The organism is Flexivirga aerilata (assembly GCF_013002715.1).
Lineage (GTDB): Bacteria > Actinomycetota > Actinomycetes > Actinomycetales > Dermatophilaceae > Flexivirga > Flexivirga aerilata.
In genome coordinates this window covers 386,136-410,628 of sequence record NZ_JABENB010000001.1, presented here as the reverse complement: position 1 = coordinate 410,628, position 24,493 = coordinate 386,136, and the positions used below count along the sequence as shown (strand labels likewise).

26 protein-coding genes are annotated in these 24,493 nt (G+C 71.9%); 15 read left to right on the top strand and 11 right to left on the bottom strand.

Annotated elements, in window-relative coordinates:
- Positions 1-111: 111 nt before the first annotated feature.
- The 3 genes from HJ588_RS01965 to HJ588_RS01955 form a co-directional block, all read right to left on the bottom strand.
- On the bottom strand, positions 112-1,077 hold the full coding sequence (locus HJ588_RS01965; protein ID WP_171151450.1) for a helix-turn-helix transcriptional regulator: 966 nt from the start codon (positions 1,075-1,077) through the stop codon (positions 112-114).
- 33 nt (positions 1,078-1,110) lie between these two features.
- On the bottom strand, positions 1,111-1,584 hold the full coding sequence (locus HJ588_RS01960; protein ID WP_171151448.1) for a lamin tail domain-containing protein: 474 nt from the start codon (positions 1,582-1,584) through the stop codon (positions 1,111-1,113).
- A gap of 230 nt (positions 1,585-1,814) precedes the next feature.
- On the bottom strand, positions 1,815-2,660 hold the full coding sequence (locus tag HJ588_RS01955) for a lysozyme (RefSeq protein ID WP_212755246.1): 846 nt from the start codon (positions 2,658-2,660) through the stop codon (positions 1,815-1,817).
- Between the two features lie 207 nt (positions 2,661-2,867).
- On the opposite strand from HJ588_RS01955, the gene HJ588_RS01950 reads away from it, so the two are divergent.
- Positions 2,868-3,662: an MBL fold metallo-hydrolase gene (locus tag HJ588_RS01950; RefSeq protein ID WP_343036556.1), complete on the top strand. Its 795-nt coding sequence runs from the start codon at positions 2,868-2,870 to the stop codon at positions 3,660-3,662.
- On the opposite strand, the gene HJ588_RS01945 is transcribed toward HJ588_RS01950, so the two are convergent.
- The gene (locus HJ588_RS01945; protein ID WP_171151443.1) at positions 3,641-4,522 is read right to left on the bottom strand and encodes a protein phosphatase 2C domain-containing protein; all 882 of its coding nucleotides are present in this window, start codon (positions 4,520-4,522) and stop codon (positions 3,641-3,643) included. The genes HJ588_RS01950 and HJ588_RS01945 overlap by 22 nt on opposite strands.
- Before the next feature lie 91 nt (positions 4,523-4,613).
- Positions 4,614-5,291 (bottom strand): Crp/Fnr family transcriptional regulator, encoded by a 678-nt coding sequence (locus HJ588_RS01940; RefSeq protein WP_171151441.1) that lies wholly within the window; start codon positions 5,289-5,291, stop codon positions 4,614-4,616.
- A 165-nt stretch (positions 5,292-5,456) separates the two neighbouring features.
- Between HJ588_RS01940 and nth the strand changes: the two genes are divergently transcribed.
- Together nth and HJ588_RS01930 are read left to right on the top strand one after the other, a co-directional pair.
- Entirely contained in the window at positions 5,457-6,158 is a 702-nt protein-coding gene (nth, locus tag HJ588_RS01935; RefSeq protein WP_171155278.1) for an endonuclease III, read from the top strand.
- A 41-nt stretch (positions 6,159-6,199) separates the two neighbouring features.
- Positions 6,200-6,826: an NUDIX hydrolase gene (locus HJ588_RS01930; protein ID WP_171151439.1), complete on the top strand. Its 627-nt coding sequence runs from the start codon at positions 6,200-6,202 to the stop codon at positions 6,824-6,826.
- A gap of 72 nt (positions 6,827-6,898) precedes the next feature.
- Here the strand turns inward: HJ588_RS01930 and HJ588_RS01925 are convergent, their stop codons facing one another.
- Together HJ588_RS01925 and nhaA are read right to left on the bottom strand one after the other, a co-directional pair.
- A complete protein-coding gene (locus tag HJ588_RS01925; RefSeq protein WP_171151437.1) occupies positions 6,899-7,300 on the bottom strand; it encodes a phage holin family protein in 402 nt (133 codons plus the stop codon).
- A 141-nt stretch (positions 7,301-7,441) separates the two neighbouring features.
- Positions 7,442-8,740: a Na+/H+ antiporter NhaA gene (gene nhaA / locus HJ588_RS01920; protein WP_171151435.1), complete on the bottom strand. Its 1,299-nt coding sequence runs from the start codon at positions 8,738-8,740 to the stop codon at positions 7,442-7,444.
- A 318-nt stretch (positions 8,741-9,058) separates the two neighbouring features.
- Between nhaA and HJ588_RS01915 the strand changes: the two genes are divergently transcribed.
- A complete protein-coding gene (locus HJ588_RS01915; protein ID WP_171151433.1) occupies positions 9,059-10,027 on the top strand; it encodes a hypothetical protein in 969 nt (322 codons plus the stop codon).
- Positions 10,028-10,398: 371 nt separating this feature from the next.
- Here HJ588_RS01915 and acs read toward each other — a convergent pair whose 3' ends face one another.
- Positions 10,399-12,426, bottom strand: a complete 2,028-nt coding sequence (acs, locus tag HJ588_RS01910; RefSeq protein ID WP_343036555.1) for an acetate--CoA ligase — start codon at positions 12,424-12,426, stop codon at positions 10,399-10,401.
- Positions 12,427-12,526: 100 nt separating this feature from the next.
- Here acs and HJ588_RS01905 point away from each other — a divergent pair, with 100 nt between their 5' ends.
- The 10 genes from HJ588_RS01905 (at position 12,527) to HJ588_RS01860 (ending at position 19,935) form a co-directional block, all read left to right on the top strand.
- On the top strand, positions 12,527-13,144 hold the full coding sequence (locus HJ588_RS01905; protein ID WP_171151428.1) for a hypothetical protein: 618 nt from the start codon (positions 12,527-12,529) through the stop codon (positions 13,142-13,144).
- Positions 13,141-13,992, top strand: coding sequence for a Fic family protein (locus HJ588_RS01900; RefSeq protein ID WP_171151426.1), 852 nt, complete (start codon positions 13,141-13,143; stop codon positions 13,990-13,992). The genes HJ588_RS01905 and HJ588_RS01900 overlap by 4 nt, the downstream gene beginning before the upstream one ends.
- 644 nt (positions 13,993-14,636) lie before the next feature.
- Positions 14,637-15,353, top strand: coding sequence for a septum site-determining protein Ssd (gene ssd / locus HJ588_RS01895; protein WP_171151424.1), 717 nt, complete (start codon positions 14,637-14,639; stop codon positions 15,351-15,353).
- A complete protein-coding gene (locus HJ588_RS01890) occupies positions 15,350-16,537 on the top strand; it encodes a TadA family conjugal transfer-associated ATPase (protein ID WP_246241738.1) in 1,188 nt (395 codons plus the stop codon). Before ssd ends, HJ588_RS01890 begins: the two co-directional genes overlap by 4 nt.
- Positions 16,538-16,656: 119 nt before the next feature.
- On the top strand, positions 16,657-17,253 hold the full coding sequence (locus HJ588_RS01885; protein WP_171151423.1) for a type II secretion system F family protein: 597 nt from the start codon (positions 16,657-16,659) through the stop codon (positions 17,251-17,253).
- Entirely contained in the window at positions 17,250-17,903 is a 654-nt protein-coding gene (locus tag HJ588_RS01880; protein ID WP_171151421.1) for a type II secretion system F family protein, read from the top strand. Before HJ588_RS01885 ends, HJ588_RS01880 begins: the two co-directional genes overlap by 4 nt.
- Positions 17,904-17,978: 75 nt before the next feature.
- Complete coding sequence (locus HJ588_RS01875; RefSeq protein ID WP_171151419.1) at positions 17,979-18,206, top strand: DUF4244 domain-containing protein; 228 nt, start codon at positions 17,979-17,981, stop codon at positions 18,204-18,206.
- A 65-nt stretch (positions 18,207-18,271) separates the two neighbouring features.
- Positions 18,272-18,712 carry a TadE family type IV pilus minor pilin gene (locus HJ588_RS01870; protein ID WP_171151417.1) on the top strand — a complete coding sequence of 147 codons (441 nt, stop codon included), beginning with the start codon at positions 18,272-18,274 and terminating at the stop codon, positions 18,710-18,712.
- On the top strand, positions 18,709-19,110 hold the full coding sequence (locus HJ588_RS01865) for an Rv3654c family TadE-like protein (RefSeq protein ID WP_171151415.1): 402 nt from the start codon (positions 18,709-18,711) through the stop codon (positions 19,108-19,110). Before HJ588_RS01870 ends, HJ588_RS01865 begins: the two co-directional genes overlap by 4 nt.
- A gap of 21 nt (positions 19,111-19,131) precedes the next feature.
- A complete protein-coding gene (locus tag HJ588_RS01860) occupies positions 19,132-19,935 on the top strand; it encodes an alpha/beta fold hydrolase (protein WP_171151413.1) in 804 nt (267 codons plus the stop codon).
- A 76-nt stretch (positions 19,936-20,011) separates the two neighbouring features.
- Here HJ588_RS01860 and HJ588_RS01855 read toward each other — a convergent pair whose 3' ends face one another.
- From HJ588_RS01855 to HJ588_RS01845, 3 genes are all read right to left on the bottom strand, one after another.
- Positions 20,012-20,812 (bottom strand): GNAT family N-acetyltransferase, encoded by an 801-nt coding sequence (locus HJ588_RS01855; RefSeq protein WP_343036554.1) that lies wholly within the window; start codon positions 20,810-20,812, stop codon positions 20,012-20,014.
- A gap of 42 nt (positions 20,813-20,854) precedes the next feature.
- Positions 20,855-21,538 (bottom strand): hypothetical protein, encoded by a 684-nt coding sequence (locus tag HJ588_RS01850; RefSeq protein WP_171151411.1) that lies wholly within the window; start codon positions 21,536-21,538, stop codon positions 20,855-20,857.
- A gap of 107 nt (positions 21,539-21,645) precedes the next feature.
- A complete protein-coding gene (locus HJ588_RS01845; RefSeq protein ID WP_171151409.1) occupies positions 21,646-23,988 on the bottom strand; it encodes a DEAD/DEAH box helicase in 2,343 nt (780 codons plus the stop codon).
- A 106-nt stretch (positions 23,989-24,094) separates the two neighbouring features.
- Between HJ588_RS01845 and HJ588_RS01840 the strand changes: the two genes are divergently transcribed.
- The gene (locus HJ588_RS01840; protein ID WP_343036553.1) at positions 24,095-24,436 is read left to right on the top strand and encodes an STAS domain-containing protein; all 342 of its coding nucleotides are present in this window, start codon (positions 24,095-24,097) and stop codon (positions 24,434-24,436) included.
- Positions 24,437-24,493: the final 57 nt, after the last annotated feature.

Below are 24,493 nucleotides of genomic sequence, written 5' to 3'. Positions count from 1 at the left end.
GCCGCCGTCGCGGCGCGTTGTGCTGGAAGTGTCGGGCGTCACACCGGTGGTGGGCGAGGGCGCGCCCTGGAAGACGGCCGAATCCGGCGCGGATGTCCGATGCGGGGCGGTTCAGGCGGAGCGCTCGGCGCGGACCCGGGCGCGGAACGCCGAGGGGCTCTCGCCATACAGCTCGCGGAACGCGGCGGCAAAGCGGGACGGCGAGGCGAAGCCGACGGTGTGCGCGATCTCGGTGACCGGCCGCTCGCTGCCGGCGGCCAGCAGCCGGTGCGCACGCTGCAGCCGGCGGCTCGTGACGTAGCCGGGCACGGTCAGGTCGCGCGCGGCGAACACCCGGCTCAGCTGCCTGGGGCTGAGCCCGACGGCCGCCGCGATGCGGGTCGCCGAGAGGGCGGGGTCACCCACTCGCGCCTCGACGTATGACGCAGCAGCCGCGAAATGCGAGTCACTGGAGGCGGATTGGGCGCCTGGCGTGGTCGCTCCGGCGAGCAGGTCGAGCAGTCCGTCCGCGACGCCGTGGTCGCTGAACGACGCGCGCAGCCTGCCCACCAGGGTGGTTGCCCACGGTGTCGCGGACCTCCCGCGGAAGGGCAGCACCCGCGCCTGGTCAGCGGTGCGGTGCAGCGCGATCGAGTCGCCGACCGCCCTCGGCACCGTCAGCACGATCTCCTCGAAGCCGGCCGAGAAGCCGCGCACGCAGGGCCGGTCGGCGTCGACGACGAGCAACTCGCCCGGCCGCAGCGAGCGCATCGCGCCGTCGCTGTAGTAGACGGATTCGCCGGCGATCGCGCAGAAGACGACGGTCGCCTCCTGCGGGGTGCGGCGCACCATGCGGGCGTCGCGTTCGGTGAAGTGACCGTTGGCGGTCACCCGCGCGAGGTGCAGGTCGGCCGCCACGACCACCTGCTCGGTCGCGTCGAGTGCGGGCCCGTCGAGCTGGCGGCAGGCGAGGCCGATCAGCGCCTCGGCGTTGTGCAGCTCCCAGCCGCGCACCCGGTCGGGTGCGGGCAGGTCGGCGGTGCGGAAGATCTCCGGGGCCGTGGGGGAGGGCTCCAGAGTGCCGGGCTGCGGCGCCATGGGGTCAGCGTAGGCGGCGCAGCCGGCATCCGGTCAGCAGTAGCGGTAACCCGCGCGCAGCTGGGCGGCGGTGCTGTAGCCGCAGCTGGTCACGGCCGCGCCGGTCGGCTTCTGCAGCCGCGCGGTGTCACCCGGGCGGTCGTTGTTCCAGACGTAGTTGGTCTGGTTCCAGTAGACGTCGGTCGCGGTGTTGCGGCCCTTGCCGGTGTGCACGGTGACCGACTTGCGCGCGCCGATCGTGTAGCCCTTGGGGAAGACGTAGGTGTGGTTCTGCGCGTCCTTGATCCGGTAGCCGGCGACCGCGATCGCCCGGGCGGTGGTGTTGGTGACCACGATCGTCTCGCGGTTGAGCTGGGCGTTGTCCCCGGCGCGGTCGGTGCCCGCCGGGTTGAACACGAAGCGACCGAACTTCAGCGGCGGAGTGGCCGCCTCGGCCGGGGCGACGGTGGCGACACCGAGGCCGGAGACGACGGAGGCGGCGACGAGCGCGCGCAGGGCAGCATGCATGACGGAATCCCCTGGAAGAGCAGCCGATCGGCTGGACGTGATGGGCGCGACGAGCGTCGGCCAGGAGAAATATAGGGCATCGGACGCGTGCGTGTCGCCTCGTCGCGCAACTGCCGGCAACGGCCGAAAACGACTGGCAATCAATCGATTTGCGATGTGTCGGCGCGGAGGGTGCGTATGACGGGTGCGGCCCGCTCGAGGACCGCACCCGTCATACGTCACGCGAGGGCTCAGCCGTTGGCGAGCGCGACGACCCGGCTCAGGTCGCCGTTGAACCAGTCCTTGTCGATCGGCGTGGCGGTGTACTGCCACATCGTGTAGTAGGGCCAGCCGCCGGGCAGCGTGCCCGGGGTGCTCGAGTAGTAGGCGATCCACAGCGGGTTGGTCTGGTTGAAGGCCGTGCTGTTGCCGGTGCACTGCCGCCACCAGCTGTTGGTGGTGTAGATCGGCGCGTCGCGGCCGGTGAGCCGCTTGTACTCGCCGAGCCAGGTGCGGATCCAGGTCACCATCGCCGACTGCGAGAGGCCGTAGCAGGTGGAGCCGTAGGGGTTGAACTCGATGTCGAGCATGCCCGGCAGGGTCTTGCCGTCGCGCGACCAGCCGCCGCCGTGCGCCACGAAGTATTGCGCCTGCGACACCGCGGACGCGCCGTCCGGGATGGCGAAGTGGTAGGCCCCGCGCACCATGCCCTGGCGGTAGCTGCCGTTGTACTGCTGGGCGAAGTAGTCGTTGGTGTAGTAGTTGCCCTCGGTCGCCTTGGTGTAGGCCCAGCGCACGCCGGAGTTCCACTGCGCTGCCCAGTCGACGTTGCCCTGCCAGCCCGACACGTCGATGCCTGCGGTGCGGGCGGCGGCGGCGAGCGGCGCGGCCTGCACACCGGTGCCGGTCTTGGCCGGCCCCTGTTTCCCGGCGCGCACCGACCAGCCGGCATACGCCTGGCCGCGCTGGAGGTTCTTGGTGGGCTCGGGCTGGTTGGGATTGGGCTTGGTCGGCGCCGCGCTGGCGGTGGCGGCCGACAGGCTCAGCGCGAGCGTGCCGGCGACGGCACAGGCAGCGGACAGGACTGATCGCTTCATGGTCACCTCGGGGGTTGTCGAAAGCGCCTGCGGCATACGGGGATTCAGCCGAGGGCGCCGGTATCGGGGGTTTACACGCTACGGCCGCTTTCGTAAATGGATTACCAACGTTTGGTCAACACTTCGCCAAGACGACAGCACGAATCCGCCAATACGACTGTCAGGACTGGGGTTTCGGCGTCGACGCTGGCGCACTACGGTGGGTGGGTGACCAACGACGCACCGTGGCAAGGCGGCTCATTGGGCGATCAGGCGCACGCGATCCTCGCGCCCAATCCCGGACCGATGACCCTCGACGGCACCAACACCTGGGTGCTGCACGCACCCGGTGACGACGTCGCGGTGGTGGTCGACCCGGGGCCGCTCGACGAGGGCCACCTGCAGGCGGTGCTGGCCAAGGTGGCGGACCTAGGTGCCCGGGTCACGCTGACGCTCATCACCCACTGGCACCACGATCACACCGAGGCGCTGCCCCGCTGGGTGGAGCTCACCGACTCGCCGGTGCGTGGCGGCGGCTATGGCGACGGACTACGCGACGGCGAGCGAATCGCCGTGGGGTCATTGGACATTCGCGTCGTGCAGACGCCCGGTCACACCGCCGACTCGGTGAGCTTCCACCTGCCGGAGGCGGGCGTGCTGATCACCGGCGACACCGTGCTGGGCCGCGGCACCACCGTGGTCGCGCACCCGGACGGGGCGCTCGCGCCATACCTCGCCTCGCTGGACCGCCTGCACGAGATCGCCGCCGCGGCACCGACCCGGCTCGCACCGGCCCACGGTCCGACCCACGACGACGCAGCGCCGGTGATCGCGTTCTACCGGGAGCACCGGCGGGAACGGCTCGACCAGGTGCGCGCCGCGCTCGCGGCCGGCGACGCGGACGCGCCCGACGTGGCGCAGGCCGTCGTCGAGCGGGTGTATGCCGAGGTGCCCCGCGACGTCTGGCCCGCCGCGAAGGCGAGCGTGCAGGCGCAGCTGGACTACCTGGCCGGCACCGACTGACCCGCGACGTCCCACGGGACGACCCGCGCGACGATCGCGGTGATGTTGTCGGCCCCGCCCTGGCCGTTGGCGAAGTCGACCAGTGCCTCGACGACGCTGCCGGGTGTGCCGTCGCGCTGCGCCACCGCCCGCTGCATCAGGTCCCAGACGTCGGCGGGGTCGGAGCAGTAGTTCCACAGGCCGTCGGTGCAGACCAGCAGCCAGCCCGGCTCCTCCACCCGCAGATGCGCGAGATGTGGTGACAGGTCCTCCGGCGCGTCACGGCCCAGCCACCGGGTGATCGCGTGCGCGGTCGGCGTGGCCTCGGCCTCCGCCCGGCCCATCCCGCGGCGGATGAGCTCGTTGGCCATCGAGTCGTCGGTGCCGAGTTGCACCGCCCGCTGCGGGCCGACGTCGGGCAGCCAGTAGACCCGGCTGTCGCCGACGTTGCCGCCGACGATCATCCCCTGCTCGACGATGGCCGCGGCCAGCGTGCAGGACGGCGGCGACGGGTCGCCGTCCGCGGCGGTCGCCGCCGCGGCCCGGCTGCCGGCCTGCGCGGCCTCGGTGAACGCGCGGCTGACCGTGGCGAGCCAGTCGTCCTCGCCCGCCTCGTCGCGCGGCATCGGCTGGGCCAGTCGCTCGGCGACCGCCTGCGACGCCGCCGCCGACGCGATGTGTGAGTCGGTGGCCGTCGAGACCCCGTCGCAGGCCACCAGCACCGCCCGGGCGGCCGGCTCGGCGGACGCGGTGAGCGCGAGGGCGTCCTCGTTGCGGTGGTGCCGGCGACCGATGTCGGTCAGGCCGGCGACCCACGGCTGCGGGGTCAGCAGCAGATGGTTGCGTGCGGCCCCGTCGTGAGCGGACTCCCCGTGATCCACCGTGTGCTTCCCCTGTCTTTCGCTGACGCCCTGCCGATCGACGTCAGGCAGACGCGCGGCGCGATCCTGACGGTTCCGTCCGGTATGACGCTCAGCGCGCCCGGCGCTGCAGCCGCTCGGTGTCGATGAGCGTCACCGCACGGGCCTCGAGCTTGATCCAGCCGCGGGCGGAGAAGTCGGCGAGCGCCTTGTTGACGGTCTCCCGCGAGGCCCCGACCAGCTGGGCCAGCTCCTCCTGGGTGAGGTCGTGGGCGACCAGCGTGCCGTCCTCGGCGGGCTGGCCGAAGCGGTTGGACAGGTCGAGCAGCGCCTTGGCGACGCGACCGGGCACGTCGGTGAAGACCAGGTCGCCGAGGGCCTCGTTGGTGCGGCGCAACCGGGCCGCGAGCGCGGTCAGCATGGTCATCGCGACCTCGGGCCGGGTGCCGAGATATTCGGTCATCGAGCCGTGGGCGAGACCGACGAGCTCGGTGTCGGCCACCGCCGTCGCGGTGGCGGTGCGGGGGCCGGGGTCGAAGAGGCTGAGCTCGCCGAGCATCTCGCCCTCGCCGAGGATCGCCAGCAGGTTTTCGCGGCCGTCGGGGGAGCGGCGGCCGAGCTTCACCTTGCCGGCCGTGATGACGTAGAGCGTGTCGCCCTGCTCTCCCTCGTGGAAGAGCTCCTGCCCGCGCGCGATCTTGGTGCGGGTCATCGTCGACAGCAGCGCCTCGGCGTCGGCGTCGTCGAGAGGAGCGAAGAGAGGTGCTTTGCGTACGGCCTCGGTATCCACGCTCCGCAGTCTGCCATGAACCATGTTGGGATCGTCACACCCGGGACCCGCGTCATCGCAAGGATGTCGGCGGGCTGTCGGTGACCGCAACTAGTCTCGTATGTCGTGAAGCGTCTCGACGTCTCGGCGGAGTCATCCGTCGCCCGCACCCGACGGGCCCGCAAGATGTACCGCGTGCTGCACGAGCAGTACCCGTACGCGCACTGCGAGCTCGACTTCCGCACGCCGCTCGAGCTGCTGGTGGCGACCATCCTGTCCGCGCAGACCACCGACGTCGGCGTCAACAAGGTGACCCCCACGCTGTTCGCGCGCTACCCGGACGCCGCGGCATACGCGGGAGCCGACCGTGCCGAGCTGGAGGAGCTGATCCGCCCGACCGGCTTCTTCCGGGCCAAGGCGGGCTCGCTGATCAACCTCGGCCAGGCCCTCGTCGAGCGCTTCGGCGGCGAGGTCCCGCCCCGGCTGAAGGACCTGGTCACGCTGCCCGGCGTCGGCCGCAAGACCGCGTTCGTGGTGCTCGGCAACGCGTTCGGGCAACCCGGCCTCACCGTCGACACTCACTTCGGCCGGCTGGTGCGCCGCATGGGCTGGACCACCGAGGAGGACCCGGTCAAGGTCGAGAAAGCGATCGGCGCGATGTTCCCGCGCAAGGACTGGACAATGCTCAGCCACGTGGTGATCTTCCACGGCCGGCGCATGTGCCACGCCAAGCGCCCGGCGTGCGGCGTGTGCCCGGTTGCGCGCTGGTGCCCGTCATACGGCATCGGCGAGACCGACCCGGACAAGGCGCGCACGTTGCTGAAATACGAGCTCGCCCCCGGCGCCGAGCGTCCGCCCGGCACCCCCGAGCCCGTCGCCGTCGCATGAACACCCCCGTATCAGCCGATCCGGCCCCGGTCCCCGCACCGATGCCCGACTGGCTGCCCGGGCTGACGGCGCGGGCGCACGCGGCACCGATGGTGCCCGGTCTGCCCGAGGCGCAGGGCCGGCAGTCCGCGGTGCTCATGCTCTTCGGCCCGCACGCCGGCGGCGGCCAGGACCTGGTGTTCACCGAGCGCGCCGCGACGTTGCGCAAACACGCCGGCCAGGTGTCGTTCCCCGGGGGCGGCGTCGACCCGACCGACGCCGACGCGGCCGCGACCGCACTGCGCGAGGCGCACGAGGAGATCGGCCTCGACGCGACCGGCGTCGAGGTCGTCGGTGACCTGCCGGTGCTGCCGCTCAGCGTGACCGGCTTCCGGGTCACCCCGATCGCGGCCTGGTGGGCGGTGCCCGGCCCGATCGGCGTCGTCGACACCGCCGAGGTCGCGCGGGTGGCGCGGGTGCCGGTCGCCGACCTGGTCGACCCGGCCAACCGGTTCACGACCGTGGTCCCGGGCCGGTCGTTCGACGCGCCCGGCTTCGACGTCGACGGCTTCTACATCTGGGGGTTCACCGCGATCCTGCTCGACGCCACGCTCCGGCTGGCCGGACTGGAGCGCCCCTGGGACCGCGCCGACCGCCGGCCGGTGCCGCTGCGCTACTTCTCCAGCTGAGGGCCCCCGGCATACCGACGATGAAGGGCCCGGCCGAGATCGGCCGGGCCCTTCATGCGTATGACGAGACGCTCACGCCTTCGGCGGCTTCAGCGCCGCCACGGTCTGCTGCGCGCCCGCGATCGTGCGCTCCGGCTTGCCCTTGATCTTCTTCAGGGCACTGATGCCGAGCAGCGCCAGGATCAGCACGATCACCAGCAGCACGCCCGCGGTGATCAGCATTCCCAGCCAGATCGACAGACCGGCGGCGTGCAGACCCCATGCGAGGGTCAGCAGGAGGAAGCCGAGCATGTAGAGCGCCAGCAGTCCGGCCGCGGCGAGCAGGCCCGCGCCCTTGCCGCCCTTGGAGACGTCGGCCTTGATCTCCACCTTGGCCAGGGCGATCTCGTCCTTGACGATCGCCTGCAGATCGGTGGAGGCGTCGGCGACGAGCTGGCCGAGAGTGCGCTCCGTGCCCTTGGTGGTCTGGGCCATCGAAAACTCCTCGTGAATGGTGTCGGCTCCACGTGCTGAAAAGACTTGACTCATCAGTACCTTAGCGACTTCTCGCGGAAGTCCAGCCACGCAGGCTAGCCCCTGACACGGGAAATTGGCGAGGGCCGCGCCGCCGGCCGGTCAGCGACTGCTCGCGGGCTGCTCAACCTGGTAGCAGTCCGGCACCCCGTCGCCGTCGTCGTCGCGGGACTCGAACTCGTGGATCCGCCGGTAGGTCGCGTTGCGGGCGCGCAGCACGATCGCGGCGAGGACGGCCGCGAGCAGTGACCCGCTCAGCACGCCGAGCTTGACGTGCTCGTCGGTCACCGAGCCGCTGCCGAAGGCGAGTTCGCCGATGAGCAGCGACACGGTGAAACCGATGCCGGCGAGCAGGCTGAGGCCGAAGACGTCGGCCCATTCGAGGTCGTCGTCGAGCCGCGCCCGGGTGAACTTCGCGGTCAGGAAGGTGCCGCCGAAGACGCCGACCGCCTTGCCGAGCACCAGTCCGAGCACGATGCCGATCGTGACCGGGTCGGAGACCGCGTCGCCGAAACCGCCGCCGACCACGGTGACGCCCGCGCTGAAGAAGGCGAAGACCGGCACGCAGAACCCCGCCGACAGCGGCCGCACCCGGTGGTCGACCCGGTCGCCGACCGACTCCTCCTCACCCGCGCGCGCCGTCACCGGCACGAGCATGCCGAGGATGACGCCGGCGATCGTGGCGTGGACGCCGGAGTTGAGCACGCACAGCCAGGCAAGGAACGCCAGCGGCACGAGCAGCCACCAGTGGTTGATCCCGCGACGCATGAGCAGCCCGAACGCGGCCAGCGGTATGACGGCGCCGGCCAGCCACAGCACGTTGATCGAGGACGAGTAGAACAGCGCGATGATCGTGATCGCGATGAGGTCGTCGACGACCGCGAGCGTCAGCAGGAAGGACCGCAGCGCCGCCGGCAAATGGGTGCCGATCACCGCAAGGACGGCGAGCGCGAACGCGATGTCGGTCGCGGTCGGGATGGCCCAACCCTTGAGGTTGCCGTCGCCGAAGAGCTGGTAGGCGGCGAACACCGCCGCGGGCAGCGCGACGCCACAGATCGCGGCGACGACGGGGACGGCCGCTTTGGCCGGATCGCGCAACTCGCCGTGCGCGAACTCGTGCTTGAGCTCGAGCCCGGCCAGGAAGAAGAAGACGACCAGCAGGCCGTCCGACGCCCAGTGCGCGAAGGTCATGTCCAGGTGCAGGAACGGCGGGCCGATCGTGGTCTTTGCCAGGTCGCCGTAGCCGTCCCGCCACGGGCTGTTGGCCCAGATGAGCGCGGCGACCGCGGCGAGCAGCAGCAGGGCGCCGCCGACGGTCTCGTGGCGCAGCAGGGAGGCAACGCGTTTGGCCTCGGGCCAGTCGCCGCGGGTGAAGATGCGGGGTGCTCCGGGCAAGGTCATGGCATCGGCCCTTTCGGGGTCGAGAAGCGGTCGCGGATCGTTCGACGCCGACCAGGCTTCCCGGCACACCAATTGCACCCGAGTCTACCGACTTCTTGTCGCGATCTTTACGCCGTCCACGAGCCGGGCGGCCGGGGTGAGTGACGACCTTCCTCGCTCACTGACGTCCGCCGCACCGAGTGACGGCGTTGCACAGACGTCAGTCGTTGCGTATGTCGTCACTCGGCGTTGCACGGACGTCACTCGCCGCCGCAGCTTGTCCACAGCCGGGCGCCCGGCGCGGAGCGAGGGTGGTCCGAGGGCTGGCACGCTGCCGCGATGGAGCAGTCGCCAGCCCCGTTCCGGCCCGAGGAGTTGCTGTGCAGCGACGACCTGCAGCGGGCCGGGCGCTATGGCTGGCTGATGGCGAGTGGCCCGCGACCGCACCTGCATCGGGTGCGCCGCGGTGCCTACGTGCCCGCTGATCGATGGGCGGAGTTCGCGGGTATGACGCGGCATCGCGCCCTCGTACTTGCGACCTTCCGGGCGATGCGCCCACCGCTGCCGGTCGCGTCCCACTACGCCGCCGCGGCGCTCTGGGGCCTGCCGATCCTGGGGCGGTGGCCGAGCACGGTCGACGTGCTGCGCGAGGCCACCTCCGGCGGAGGCAGCCGGCTGGTCCGCGCGCATCGTGTCCTCGATCCGCCGCCGACGGTGCAGATTGCCGGCGTGCTGGTGACCACCGCTGCGCGCACCGTTGTCGACCTTGCGCGCACCGGCGATCTCGCTGCGGGACTGATCATCGCGGACGCTGCGCTGCATGCGCGGCTGTGCTCCCAGGCCGAACTTGACGCGCAGGTGGCGCGGCTGCGGACGGGAGCGCGCGGCTGCCGGCACGCGGCGCTCGCCATACGGCTTGCTGATGGTCGCGCTGAGTCGCCGGGCGAGTCCCTGAGCCGGGCACGCATCTTCGAGCTCGGATTGCCGCAACCCGATCTGCAGGTGCCGCTCGCCGATGCGGCCGGCGTCTTCGGTTATGCCGATTTCGGGTGGGAGGGCCTGATCGGTGAATTCGACGGCCGGGTCAAGTACCTCACCGGGGACGATCTCTGGCGGGAGAAGAAGCGCGAGGACCGGGTCCGGCGCACCGCCCAGGCGGTCGCCCGGTGGGTGTGGGCGGACGCGTTCGCCGGGCACGGGCTGGCGCGAATCCTGCGCGATGCCGGGTTGGTGCCGATGCCGGGCGTCGTCTGGCGGCGCTGGGACCCGGTGGCGCAGCCGATCCGCGCCGCGGCCCCCGCCGAGTGACGACCTTCTTCGCTCACTGACGTCCGTCGCAACGAATGACGGCGTTGCACGGACGTCAGTCGTTGCGTATGTCGTCACTCGGCGTGGAAGGACGTCACTCGGACCGCATCGCATCGAGATCGGGCGGGTGACCCGCATCCTCAACGCGGGCATTGCGTTCCTGCTGCGGCGCGGAGTGAGCGCGTTCGGGCGGCCGTCACGGCGTACTCGTCACGTGCAGTGGGGACTTGTCACGTAAAAGGGGGACTTGTCACGTGCAGTAGCACGTGACAAGTCCCCTTTTCGTGGACCAGTCGCCGTTCGTGTGACAAGTCCCCTTTTCGTGGACGAGTCCGCCCTCGTGGTCCCGGCCCGTATGACGAGCCGGCCGCTCAGCCCTTACTGGTCGAACCGCTGGTCGAGTCGGTGCTGGTCGAGTCGGTGCCCGAGTCGGACATGCCGGTCTTGATCAGGTCCATCACCGAGGAGTCGGCGAGGGTGCTCACGTCGCCCACCTCGCGGTTCTCGGCGACGTCGCGCAGCAGGCGGCGCATGATCTTGCCGGACCGCGTCTTCGGCAGCTCGGAGACGACCATGATCTGCCGGGGCTTGGCGATCGGGCCGATCTCCTTGGCGACGTGGTTGCGTAGGTTGGCCACCAGGGCGTCACCGTCCTGTTCGGCCTCTGCGGCCGCGTCACCGCGCAGGATGACGAAGCCGACGACGGCCTGACCGGTGGTCGCGTCGGTGGCACCCACGACGGCCGCCTCGGCGACCTTCGGGTGGGACACCAGCGCCGACTCGATCTCGGTGGTGGACAGCCGGTGGCCGGAGACGTTCATGACGTCGTCGACCCGGCCGAGCACCCAGATGTTGCCCTGCTCGTCGCGCTTGGCTCCGTCGCCGGCGAAGTAGACACCGGGGTAGCGCGACCAGTAGGTCTCCTTGAAGCGCTCCGGGTCGCCCCAGATGCCGCGCAGCATCGACGGCCACGGCTTGTCGATGATGAGGTAGCCACCCTTGCCGTTCTCGACCGAATTGCCTTGCTCGTCAACGACATCCACGCTGATGCCGGGGATCGCGGCCTGCGCCGAACCCGGCTTGAGGGTGGTGACGCCGGGCAGCGCGCTCACCATGATCGCGCCGGTCTCGGTCTGCCACCAGGTGTCGACGATCGGCGTCTTGCCCCCGCCGATGATCTCGCGATACCAGACCCACGCCTCGGGGTTGATCGGCTCTCCGACCGACCCGAGCACGCGCAGCGACGACAGGTCGTACTTCGCGGGAGTCTCCTTGCCCCACTTCATGAAGGTGCGGATCGCGGTCGGTGCGGTGTAGAGCACCGAGACCTTCTTGTCCTGCACGATCTCCCACCAGCGGCCCTGGTGCGGGGTGTCCGGGGTGCCCTCGTAGAGCACCTGCGTCGCGCCGTTGGCCATCGGGCCGTAGACGATGTAGGTGTGCCCGGTGACCCAGCCGACGTCGGCGGTGCACCAGTAGACGTCGGTCTCCGGGTGCACGTCGTGCACCACCGAGTTGGTGTAGGCGGCCTGCGTCAGGTAGCCACCGGTCGTGTGCAGGATGCCCTTGGGCTTGCCCGTCGTGCCGGAGGTGTAGAGCAGGAAGAGCGGGTGCTCGGAATCCACTGGCACTGCTTCGTGTTCGGCGCTCGCCGCCTCGAGCGCCTCGTGCCACCACAGGTCGAGGTCGTCGTTCCAGGCGGTGTCCTGGCCGGTGCGTCGCACGACGAGCACCTTGTTGACCGAGGTGCCACCCGAAACTGCTTCGTCCACAGCGGGTTTCAGCGCCGACGGCTTGCCCCGGCGGTAGCCGCCGTCGGCGGTGATGACGACCTTGGCCTCCGCGTCGGCGATGCGCGAGCGCAGCGCGTCGGCCGAAAAGCCGCCGAAGACAACCGAATGCGGCGCACCGATGCGGGCGCAGGCGAGCATGGCGAAGACCGCCTCGGGGATCATCGGCAGGTAGATCGCGACGCGGTCGCCCTTCTCCACGCCGAGGTCGGTGAGCACGTTGGCGGCGCGCTTGACCTGGTCGAGCGCCTCGGCATACGTGAAGTCCTTGGTGTCGCCGTCGGGCTCGCCGATGAAGTGCAGCGCGACGCGGTCGCCGTTGCCGGCCTCGACGTGCCGGTCCAGGCAGTTGTATGCCGCATTGAGCTCGCCGCCGACGAACCACTTGGCGAAGGGCGCCTCCGACCAGTCGAGCACCTGCTCGAAGTCCTTGCTCCAGGTGATGCGGTCGCGCGCCTGCTGCGCCCAGAACGCGTCCCGGTCGGCGTCGGCCTCGGCGAACAGCTCCTTCGTGCCGTTGGCCTGGGCCGCGAACGCCGGGTCCGGCGGGAACTCACGGTCTTCGTGGGACAGGGCGGCCAGGGTCTCCTCGCTCGGAGCGTCGGGCACGGCATACCTCCTTGTATTCGGGCGGTTGGCTGCCTTCCACCCAACCGCGAAACCAACTCCGCTGCCAACCGTTGCACGAGATTGCCGCAAAATTGATCGCATGCCGTTGACCGATGACGAGATCGCCGCGCTCGGACCCGCCGAGCGGATCGAGCTCGTGCGCCGTCTCAAGGTCGGGGGCGTCGTCGAGGCGCTGGTCCGCACCGAGCTGCGCCGAGCCCGCCGCCGTCGCGCCATCGCGCTGACGATCACTGCGGTGTGCACGGCGCTGCTGCTGCCCTGGGTCGTCTATCTCGCGGTGACGCTGCCCGACCAATACGTCGCGCAGGCATGGGCGCTCACCTGGACCGGCTTCGACGTGCTGCTGGTGATCATGCTCGGACTGACCGCGTTCTTCGCCTGGAAGCGGCGGGTGCTCGTGGTGCTGACGTCGTTCGCGACCGGTGTGCTGCTGCTCGCCGACGCGTGGTTCGACATCACCACCGCCGACCCCGACGACGTGCGACTGTCGATCGTGTCCGCGATCGTCGTGGAGATCCCGCTCGCCGCCTTCTTGATGTTCGTCGGCGTGAGCATCGTGTGGCGGATCGCCCGGCTGCTCAACGTGATGACCGGTCACGGCGATGCGCGGTCCGGCTGGCGCAGCACCATCAACTCCGAGATCGTGCACAGCGATCGCGACCCGACCACCTCATCGAGAGAGCTGCAGGATCAATGACCTCCGCTTCGACCGGCCCGTTGGCCGCGCTCGCCGGCCTGCCCGGTGTCACGAGCGCCGTGGATCGTGCACGCGAGGCGTGCACCCAGTTGCGCTGGCACAACGCCCTGCGCCGGCGCATTCCCGAGGCGTCCGCCGAGTCGCGGGTGCGTGGGGCGCGGGCGAGCGCGTTGCTGGAGGGCGCGGAGTTCCCGATCGACCTGGTCCGGGACGTGATGCGCGGCGCCGCCGAGGTGCCGGGCGGCGACGCCCGCGGCCGCGCCCTGCAGGGGGCGATCCAGGCGACCGCGCAGACCGAGCACCTGCTGGCGGTGGTGCGCACCGCGCCGGCGCAGGCGCTCGCCCGGCTGCACACCGCTGCGGCCGCGGGGCTGGTGCCCGACGATGCCCTCGGCCGGCCGCGTATGGCGGGGGAGCGCGTTGCCGAGCTCACCGAGCTCGGACCGGCGCCCGACGCCGCGGAGGCCGCCGCCCGGATGCGCGGCGTGGTCGACCTGATCGCGTCGTCGGCCGGCGCGCCCGGGGTCCTGGTCGCCGCGATCGCACACGCCGAGATCGCGAGCGCGCGGCCGTTCGTGCACGGAAATGCTTTGGTGGCAAGGGCTTTGGAGCGTCTGCTGCTCCAATCGACCGGCGTCGACCCCACCGGCACGGTGGTGATCGAGGCAGGTCGCGCACGGGAGTCCGCGGCCGGTTACCAGGGGGCGCTCGCGGCATACAGCTCGGGCGGGAGCGAGGGGGTGCGGCTCTGGCTCGAGCACAGCGCCGAGGCGGTCGTCGCCGGCGCGGCCGAGGCGGCCCGGATCTGCGACGCGGTGCTCGCCGGGCGGTTGACTCCCGGGCCGTGAGCGGGCGCGTATTGTGCGCCGCTGTGGCCCGACATACAAGACTTGTGACCTGGGCCACATCGGAGTAAACCTGGTTGCACGAACGACGGACGGGAGTCCGACGACAACCGCTACCGAGACCGGCACCCACGCGGAGACAGTCCACGTATGGACCGCTCGTTCCGGGCCTTGCGCCCGGGCGACAAACCTTGAGGATGCACGCCTGGTCACCGGAGGTAGGCAGCGGCCAGAGGGCCTCGCGCGTGCAGCGCGAGGCCCTCGCCCTTTCGTTCAGCCTTGCGCGGCCCATTTCCTTACCGATTGTTGAAAGTCCGACAAAGGTCAGGATTTGTTATAGGAATCGGCGCTCCCATTGAGTTCCGCTCGCCGCCGGGGCAACACTGGATCACGAAGCGCTCCCTTCCAGGTAGCAGCGCCGGTGTGAGACCTCAACCCCCCCTGAGGTCATCACATCGAAGGCCCCCGCTGACCCCCCCCGGCGGGGGCCTTCATATGTCGTGATGTCCCCCGAACGATCCCCCGAATGCCGACCGGCGCACTCGATCGGTCCCCTCATCCACACCCCGACGGGTGCACCGGCCGGCATCCACAGATAGCGACGGCGGGAGTGTGCAGGCGGTTCCGTCCGCCGCACGATCGGCGTCATGGAGATCTCGGCAGGTATGACGGTGGCGGTCGTCGGTGGCGGCTGCGGTGCGGGGGCGACGACGCTGGCCTGTGGGTTGGCGGTGCGCGCGCACGCCGCCCGGCGCACGGTGGTCGCGGTGGACGCCGACCCGGCGGGCGGCGGTCTGGACGTGGCGCTCGGGATAGAGACCGAGCAGGGCGTGCGCTGGCCGGAGCTCCAGGGAGCGGCCGGTGCCTTGGACGGGGCGCGGCTGATCGAGCGGCTGCCCGCGGACCGTGACGGCCTCGCCGTGCTGTCGCACGGGCGGCAGTGGCGGCCGATGCCGGGCGCGCTGACCGCCGGTGCGCTCGATGCGCTGGCCGAGGTGAGCGAGCTCGTCGTGGTCGACGTCGGCCGCTCGCTGCCCGAAGAGCAGCTTGCCGAGGTGCTCGACCGGTGCCGGGCAGTGCTCCTGGTCGCCCGCGGGACCGCCACCGGCCTGGCCGCGGCCGGCGCGACCGTCGACCGGCTCGGCGTGCCGGTGCAGCTGGTGGTCCGCGATCTGCCGGCCCGGTTGTCCGCGGAGGTCGGGCAGTCGCTGGGCGTGCCCGTCGTCACCGCGATCGCGAGCGACCGCCGCCTGGAGGCCGATGCCGCGAGAGGGGTGCCGCCCGGTGCCCGGGAACGATCCGATTTCGCCGGGCGGTGCGACGAGATCCTGCGTGACCTGCTGATCGGCCGGGCCGCGGCATGAAGGACATCCGGCAGGACCCGCCCAGCTCACCGGTCGGAGCCGCGATGTGGGCGCAGATCCGGGACGGCCGGTCGCCGACGGCGCACAGCGTCGGCGCCCTCGCGGAGGTCGACGCCGCACTGCTCGGAGCCGACAGCGTGGGCCTGCTCACCGAGCGTCTGCAGGCGGACGTCTTCGGCGCCGGGGTGCTCGACCCGTTGCTGCTGCTGCCCGGAGTGACCGACGTGCTGGTCAACGGCACGCGAGGGGTCTGGATCGACCGCGGCACGGGCCTGGAGCCGGTGCCGGTCGACGTCGGCGACGCGGCCACGGTGCGCCGCCTCGCCGTGCGACTGGCGACCCTCGCCGGGCGCCGGCTCGACGAGACCAGTCCGTGTGTCGACGGGCTGCTGCCGGGCGGGGTGCGATTGCACGCGGTGCTTCCGCCGCTGGTCGAGGACGCCGCGCACCTCAGCCTGCGGGTGCCGCGACCCGAGCCGCCGACCCTGGACCAGCTCGCGATGGGTGGCACGGTCGGGCCGTTCGGGCTGCGCGTGCTGCGGCAGCTGATCGCGGCCCGGGTGGCGTTCGTGGTCAGCGGCGGCACCGGCACCGGCAAGACGACACTCCTGGCGTCGATGCTCAGCGAGGTGGCTCCCGCCGAGCGCATCGTGGTGGTCGAGGACGTCCGCGAACTGCAGATCGCCCACCCGCACGTCGTGCGGCTGGAGAGCCGGGCCGCCAACGTGGAGGGTCGGGGCGAGATCTCGCTGACCACCTTGGTGCGTCAGTCGCTGCGCATGCGGCCCGACCGGCTGGTCGTCGGAGAGGTGCGCGGCGCGGAGGTCCGCGAGCTGCTCAGCGCGCTCAACACCGGCCACGAGGGCGGCTGCGGCACCGTCCACGCCAACACCAGCACCGACGTGCTCGCCCGGTTCGACGCGCTCGGCGCACTCGCCGGCATGTCGACCGACGCGGTGCGCTCGCAGCTGGCCTCGGCGGTGCAGGTCGTGGTGCACCTGCGCCGTGACGGCGGCCGGCGCACGGTCGGCGAGATCGGCCTCATCGAGCGCGACTCCCGGAGCCTGCGGGTGCGGGCCGCGGTGCGACGCAGCGGCGGTGACCTGGCGCCGGATGAGGCGTGGCCGGCACTCGCCGAGTTGCTGCCCGCCGCCACCGGCCGTGGCCCGGGCGGGCAGTCGTGATCCTCCTGGCGGCGCTGTGCGCGGCCCTCGCGGTGGGGTGCTGGCCGGCGCGCGGGACTTCCGTCATACCTCGATCGGGCGGGGGTGTGGCCGTCGCTTCGACGGGCGGTCTCGGCAGGGTGTCACTCCGCAGGCGCCGCTCGCGCCGGGACGCCGACGTCGACCGGCTGACCTCGATGCTCGAAGGCATCGGTCCCGCGATCGCCGCGGGTGTCGCGCCGTCGACGGCGGTGGCGACCTCGGCCCTGCTGTCGGCTGCCGCGATCGATGACGGCCGCCTGCGGGACGACCTGCGCCGCCTTGCGCGGGAGGCCGCGGCAGGCGCCGAACTCGCGCCGGTATGGGCGCAGCTGCACCAGGCCCACGGACTGCCCGCGCTGGCGAGTGTCGCCCGGGCGTGGGCGTTGTCCGAACAGCTCGGCTGCGGCGTCGCCGAGTCGCTCGCGACGGCGAGCGCGATGATGCGCGAGCAGGTCGACCGCGACCGCCGGGTCGACGTGGTGACCGCCGGGCCGCGCGCGACCATGCAACTGCTCACGCTGCTGCCGCTGGCCGGTGTCGGCATCGCGGCGCTGATCGGCGTGAGCCCATGGCGGCTCTATGCCGGCACGCTCGGCGCGGTCGTGCTCGTTTGCGGGGCGCTGCTCATCCTGGGCGGACGGAGACTGGTGCGCCGGATGATCCGGCGGGCTTGTGCGCCTGCGGAGATCGCATGAACGCGGGCGGTTTCGGCTGGCTGGCGGCGTTGCTCGTCGCGCTGGTGCCGCTGCTCTGGCCGGGGTTCAGGGCAGGGCCCAGGGCAGGCGGCGGCATGCGGCCGCGGTCGCACGCCGTGGCGTCGTCCGGCTCCCGGTCGAGAGCGCTCGTCGAAGCGGCGCCTGCTCCGTCAGGCGATCGGACGCCGCGAGCGGCTGCCGCGCAGCCCGAGGACCTGCTCAGCGTGGCCGGCGCACTCGACCTCATCGCGCTCGCACTCGGCAGCGGTGTGCCGCTGGTCACCGCGGTCGAAGTGGTCGCCGAGCGGTGCGGACCGGTCGTCGGGGGCCAGTTGAGCCAGGTGGTGGCCGCGCTGCGCTGGGGCGTCGAGGAGGGCAAGGCGTGGGACGGTCTGCCCGCCTGCTGGCGACCCGCAGGTCAGGCGCTCGCACTCGCCGGGATGGCGGGGGTGCCGCCTGCGGGCCTGCTGCGCCGCGCCGCGGCCGACCTCCGTCGCTCGGAGCAGCGGCGCATCGAGGAGGCCGCGGGCCGGCTGTCGGTGCTGGTCGTCGTGCCGCTCGGGTTGTGCTTCCTGCCCGCCTTCGCCCTGCTGACCGTGGTCCCCGTCATCGCGGTGCTGGCGGGCGACCTGCTCGCCGGTGCCCGGTGAACCAAACGTGCCACCGACCGTCGGTGGCGCGCGAAAACCGCTCTCGCAGAGAGCGATTCAACAAGGAGGAGATCGATGACGACACGCACGATACGTCTCGGCAGCCGGCTGCAACGGCGGTGGCTCGAGGTGATTGCGGCCGCGCACCGCGGGCGCGAGGCCGGCATGACGACGGCCGAGTATGCCGTCGGCACGCTGGCCGCGGTTGCCTTCGCGGCGGTGCTGATGGCGGTGGTCAAGTCCGGAGCGGTGAAGTCGGCACTGACCGGCATCATCCAGAGCGCGCTCAGCGTCGCGTCCTGATGGCCGGGTGGCCGCGGGTTCGCGCGCGACGGGCCGGCCGGAGAGGCGCCGGCCGCGATGCCGGCATGGTCACCGCCGAGCTCGCGGCCACCCTGCCCGCGTTGATCTTCGTGCTGATCGTGGCCCTCAACGCAGTGCTCATCGGCGTCAACCAGGTGCGTTGCGTGGACGCGGCCCGGGTCGCGGCCCGGGCCGCCGCTCGCGGTGACTCCGCGGCGGCGGTGCAACGGGTCGGTGCGCGGGCCGGCCCAGGAGGCGCGCGGGTCCAGGTGCACGGAGGCGTCGGCACGGCCGGTGGCGATGTCACGGTGACGGTGCGCGCGCCGGTGCCGGGGCCGTTCGGCTGGCTGACCGGTGGCCGGAGCCTCTCCGCGACCGCGACGACGCCGGTCGAGTCCGACGGGTCCGACGCCTTCGACGGCGCCGGCGGCTCGGGCGGCGCCGGCGGTTCGGGCGGGCCGGCCGGGCCGGGCGCCCCGGATGCGCCGGGCGGGCCGGGCTCATGACAGGTCACCGGGCGGGCGATCGCGGATCGGCGACGGTGCTGGTAGTCGCCGCGATCGGAGTGGTGATCGCCTGTCTGCTGAGCGCCATGGCACTGGTGTCGGCGGTGCTGGCCAGCCACCGGGCGCGGGCGGCGGCCGACTTGTCGGCCCTCGCCGGCGCGGGGGTGCTGCTCGACCCGGGCGACGCGCGGTCAGCGTGTGACGTGGCCGCCGCGGTCGTGGCTCGCAACCACGGCCGGGTCGCGAGCTGCTCGACCCACGGTGACGAGCTCGTCATCGCCGTGCGGGTGCCCACCTCCTGGCCCGGCCTGCCCGACGCGACCGCCCGCGCCCGGGCCGGTCCGGAGGGCGCCGACGCCGCCGCCGGACCGAGCGGACCGAGCGTTCCGGGGGAGTAGCGAGGGAGTAGGTTGCCTCGAATGAGCGAACCGACGACGTTCGAGCTGGCCGGTCACGCCGGGAAGTTGCACGCCCAGCGCTGGCCCGCACCCGACCAGCCCCGCTACGTGGCGCTGCTCTGCCACGGCTACGGCGAGCACATCGGTCGCTACGACTTCGTCGCCGACCGGCTGCGCGCGGACGGCGCGGTCGTCTACGGCGTCGACCACGTCGGGCACGGCCGCAGCGAGGGCGAGCGGGCGCTGATCGACGACTTCGACAAGGTGGTCGACGACTTCCGGTTGCTGCACAAGCACGCGGCGGCCGAAAACCCCGACCTGCCGGTCGTGCTCATCGGTCACTCCATGGGCGGGATGATCGCCGCGCGCTACGGGAGCCTGCACGGCGCCGAGCTCGCCTGCCTGGTGCTGTCCGCACCGGTGCTGGGCCGGTGGGACGTCATCGACGGTCTGCTCGACGGCACCATCGAGCCGACGCCGCTCGACCCGTCGACGCTCTCGCGGGATCCGGCGGTCGGCGCGGCATACGAGGCCGACCCGCTCGTGTGGCACGGGCCGTTCAAGCAACCGACGCTGCAGGCCTTCCACACCGAGCTCGAGCGCATCAACAAGGGGCCGGACCTGGACGACGTCACCGCGCTCTGGTTGCACGGCAAAGCCGACCAGCTGGTGCCCTACGCCGCGACCCTGGAGGGATGGCGGGTGATCGCCGACGAGGGTGACCACGCGCAGACCTATGCCGGCGCCCGGCACGAGATCTTCAACGAGATCAACAAGCTCGACGTGCTGCGCGACGTGACCCGGTTCGTCAACCAGTTCGTCTGACCGGCCCGACCGGGGCCTGACCGGCACAGCCGACTGCGCGGACCGGCTCCACGGACGCCGTCCGATCCCGGCCAGGTCAGCGCCGCCAGATGTACGGCGTCGTGGTGGTCACCTTCGCAAAGCCGTAGCGCTCCAGGATCGGGCGCGAATATTCGGTCGAGTCGCTGTTGATCAATGACTTCCCGGCCCGCAGGGCGGCGCGCGCACGGGCGGCGGTGAGCGCGCGATAGATGCCCTTGCCGCGCCACTCCGGCAGCGTCGAGCCACCCCAGATGCCGGCGAAGTTGGTGCCGGGGACCGGATTGACGCGGCCGGCGCTGATCACCTTCCCATCGGCCACGGCGACCCAGGCCTCCATGCCGGTGGTGTCCTCGGCGAACTCCCGCAGGTGGTCCTCCACGCGCGGCCCGACCGACTCCGGTGGGTCGCCGAAGACCGTGGCCTGCATCGTGCACATCAGCTCCAGCCCGGCGCGGTCGGTGACCTGCTGCAAGCTGACGCCGGCCGGCAACGGCACGTCGACCGCGAGTGCCGCCGCCTCGCCGACCATCACCGACTCCGGCTCCTCCGGCACCAACCCGCGCTCGGTGAGCAACTGCTCGAGCCCCGGCAACTCGTCGTGGCCTCGCGTCTTCCACTCGAACTCGGTGACCTCCGGGTCGGCCGAAAAATGCGCGACGGCCGCATCGACCAGGTCGCCCAGCATGCCGTTGCCGGTCGCCGCGAACGGCGCGTAGCTGACGAAGCCGCGACCACCGCGGAACGTGCCGAGCAGCAGCGGCCCTAAGCGCTCGACCCGGACCGCCGAGCGCATCTCGGCGTCGGATCGGAGTTGTTCGTCGTAGGCGGCGAGCAGACGCTCGGCAGTGTTCGGCACCCGGCCAATCCTGCCGGTCCGCACGCCCCCGGCGCACCCGGATTAACCCGCGTGCGCTGCCGCGGCCGACGTGGTGGTGCCCTGGTGGGCGTCGCCCGGCTCGGCGGTGGCCGGCCGATGCCACGCGGTGACGGCCAACAGGGTCGCGGCCAGTGCGTAACCCACGCCATACGCCATCCGGCCCGGAGCGGGCAGGTAGAACTGCGGCAGCAGGAGTATGACGAACGCCGCGAGCGGCCAGGCCGCCCAGCGGCCCCGGCCGGCGGTCGCGCGCTGCCACGCGACTGCGACACAGACCGCCGCCACGGCCAGCAACAGCAGCCCGAGCCCGAACATCGTCATAGCCGCCGGCTGAGTGCGCACCTGGTCGACCAACGCGAGCGAGTCGCCGCCGACGCTCGAGCGCTGTGCGATGACGTGGAGCTCGAACGCCTCGGCGCCGTAGTAGGGCAGCACCAGCGTGAGTCCGGCCAGTGCGGCCCACCGCCCGAGCCTGGCCGTGACGCCGGTGATGACGTCGGCCAGGCGGAGCGCGGTGCGGGCGAACTGCGCGAGCGCGAGTATCCCGGCGACGTGGGCGACCATCCACCAGCCGGACGACAGTGCGGCCGCGAGGTCGGCATCGCTGCCGCGGTCGCCGTAGGGGCGGGCGAGCAGGTAGAGCGCCATCAGCACGCCGCTCGTGAAGGCGGGCATCGCCAGGTCTCGCAGGCTCTTCGTCGTCATCGTGGCCCCTCCAGCTAGATTTTAGAGAGCGGTGCTCTCGTTATGCCTGGAGCGTACGGCGATACAGCATGGCAAAGCAAGAGCACCGCTCTTCTTTTGTGCGGCGGTCAGCTGTGGTCGCGCAGGACCCGGTCGAGCACGACGACCGCGGCCGCCTTGTCGAGCGGGTTGTTGCCGTTGCCGCACTTGGGCGACTGCACGCACGACGGACATCCGTCGGTGCAGCCGCAGGACGCGATCGCGGTGCGCGTCGCGAGCAGCCAGGAGGCGGCCTCGTCATAGGCACGCTCGGCGAAGCCCGCGCCGCCCGGGTAACCGTCGTAGACGACGACGGTCGGCAAACCGGTGTCCGGGTGCAGCACGGTCGACACGCCGCCGACGTCCCAGCGGTCGGACTGTGCGACCAGGGGGAGCATGCCGATCGAGGCGTGCTCGGCCGCGTGGAGCGCACCGGGGAGGGCGGCCGCGGTCACGCCGACGTCGAGCAGTTCCGCCTCATCGATCGTCCACCAGACGCCGCGGGTGACGAGCGCACGCTCGGGCAGCTCCAGCGGGTGCTCGCCGATGACCTCGCCGGACGGCAGCATCCGCAGGAAGGACGTGACCTGGCTGCGCACCCGGATCGTGCCGAAGTGCAAACCGACTGCACCCCAACGCTTTTCGCGCTCCACTTGCTGTATGTCGAAGGTCGACACCGATCGGGCGACCGTCGACCAGCCGGGATCCCCGACCACCACGTGCGCGGTCGTCGCCGAGAGGTCGAGGTCGGTGACGACATGCGAACGACCTTGGTGCAGGTAGACCGCACCGGTGTGCACCGCCGCATGCGAACGCGCCGCATCGACGGTGCCGAGCACGCGCGCGGTGCGCGTCTCGACGATGCGGATGTCGTCGTCGCTGCCTCCGCGCAGTGAGAAATGGTCGGCCGGCCGGTCCTCGCGCGCCCAGAACCACCCCTTGGGACGCCGCCGCAGGATGCCGCCGGCGACCAGCGAATCCAGCACGGCCCGAAGGGATGTGCCGAAATAGGCAGCGTCGTCCTCGGTCACCGGCAACTCGTGCGCGGCCGCGGCGGCATGCGGCGCGAGCACGAACGGGTTGGCCGGGTCGATCGTCGCGGTCTCGATCGCCCGGTCGAAGATCGCCTCCGGATGGTGCACCAGGAAGGTGTCGAGCGGATCGTCGGCGGCGACGAGCACCACCAGCGAGGTGCGGCCACTGCGTCCCGCGCGACCCGCCTGCTGCCACAGCGACGCATGCGTGCCCGGCCAGCCCGCGAGCAGCACGGCGTCGAGGCCGCTGACATCGATGCCGAGCTCGAGCGCCGACGTGGCAGCCAGGCCGCGCAAAACGCCTGTGCGCAGGTCATTTTCGAGCTCGCGGCGTTCCTCGGGCAGATAGCCGCCGCGGTATGCCGCGACCGACTCGGCGAGGCCCGCCCCGGCATACCGCAGATCGGAGCGCACCATCTCGGCCACGATCTCCACCCCGACGCGGGACCGCGCGAAGGTGAGGGTCTGCACCCCCTGCCGGACCAGGGCACTCATCAGGTCGGCCGACTCCGCGACGGCGCTGCGTCGCGCATCCGCGCCGCTGCCAGCGTCATCGGCGCCCGGCTTGCCGCCCGGCTCCCACAGCGCGAAGGTCATCGGCGCGCGCGGCGAACCGTCCTCGGTCACTTCCTCCACCGGCAGCCCGGTGAGCTCTTCGGCGTGCAGGCCCGGCGCGGCGATCGTCGCCGATGCCAGCACGAAGGTCGGCTCGGCGCCATACCTGCGCGCGATCCGGCGCAGCCGGCGAAGCACCCCGGCCACGTGTGAGCCGAAAACGCCCTTGTAGACGTGACATTCGTCGATCACGACGTAACGCAGCGCCCGGCAGAACGACGCCCACCGCTCGTGACTGGGCAGGAGGGTGTGGTGCAGCAGGTCGGGGTTGGTGAGCAGCAGGGCCGCGTGGTCGCGGATCCAGCGGCGTTCGTCGGTCGGAGTGTCACCGTCCAGCACCGCGGCGCGCACGTCGGGCACCGCGAACGACCGGATGCGCGCCTCCTGGTCGGCGGCGAGAGCTTTGGTGGGCGCCAGGTAGATCGCGGTGGCGCCTCTGCCGGTCGGTGCGCTCGCACCGTCGGCGACGGACGAGAGCATCGGCAGGAGATAGCCGAGGCTCTTGCCGGAGGCCGTGCCCGTGCTGACCACCACGTGCCGGCCGGCCCACGCGCTGTCGGCGACCGCACGCTGGTGGGACCAGAGCGCGTCGATGCCCGTGCCGCGGATCGCCGCGCTCACCTGCGGGTTGACCCAGTCGGGCCAGCCGGCGAGGCGCGCCGCTCGCCCCGGGAGCTGCCGCACGTGCAGCAGCCGGCCGGTGCCGGCCCCGTCGAGCGCGGCGAGGGCGGCGTCGACGTCGAAGGTGCCGGTGGCTTCGGCTTCGGGCAGGACAGGGATCATGTCGACACCACGGTAAGTCCGGTCTGCGACATCCTGCGGACGTGGGCCGCCGCGGATGAAAGACTGCCCCGGCGACGCGACCGACCTCACCCCGAAAGGGCCACCCGTGACCGACCTCGACATCACCGGCACCGACGAGGGCGACTTCACCGTCGTCCGCCTCGTCGGTGACGTGGACGTCTCCGCGGCCGCGCGCCTCCGCGACGGTCTCGGCCGGCTCATCACCGCGCCGGACGAGAAGGTGCTGGTCGACCTGACCGACGTGCCGTTCCTGGACTCCACCGGCCTCGGGGTGCTGGTGGCGCGGCTGAAGCAACTGCGGCAGGGCGGTGGCGATCTCGGCTTGGTCGTGCCGTCCGAGCGCCTGATGCGCAACCTGCGGATCACCGGCCTGGACCGGGTCTTCAACGTCTACGGCAGCGTCCGGGAGGCCGTCTCCGGGAAGTGAGCCCCGGCATACGGCCCGGGGCGGAACTTCCGTCGCTTCCCGAGCGTCGGTCAGAGC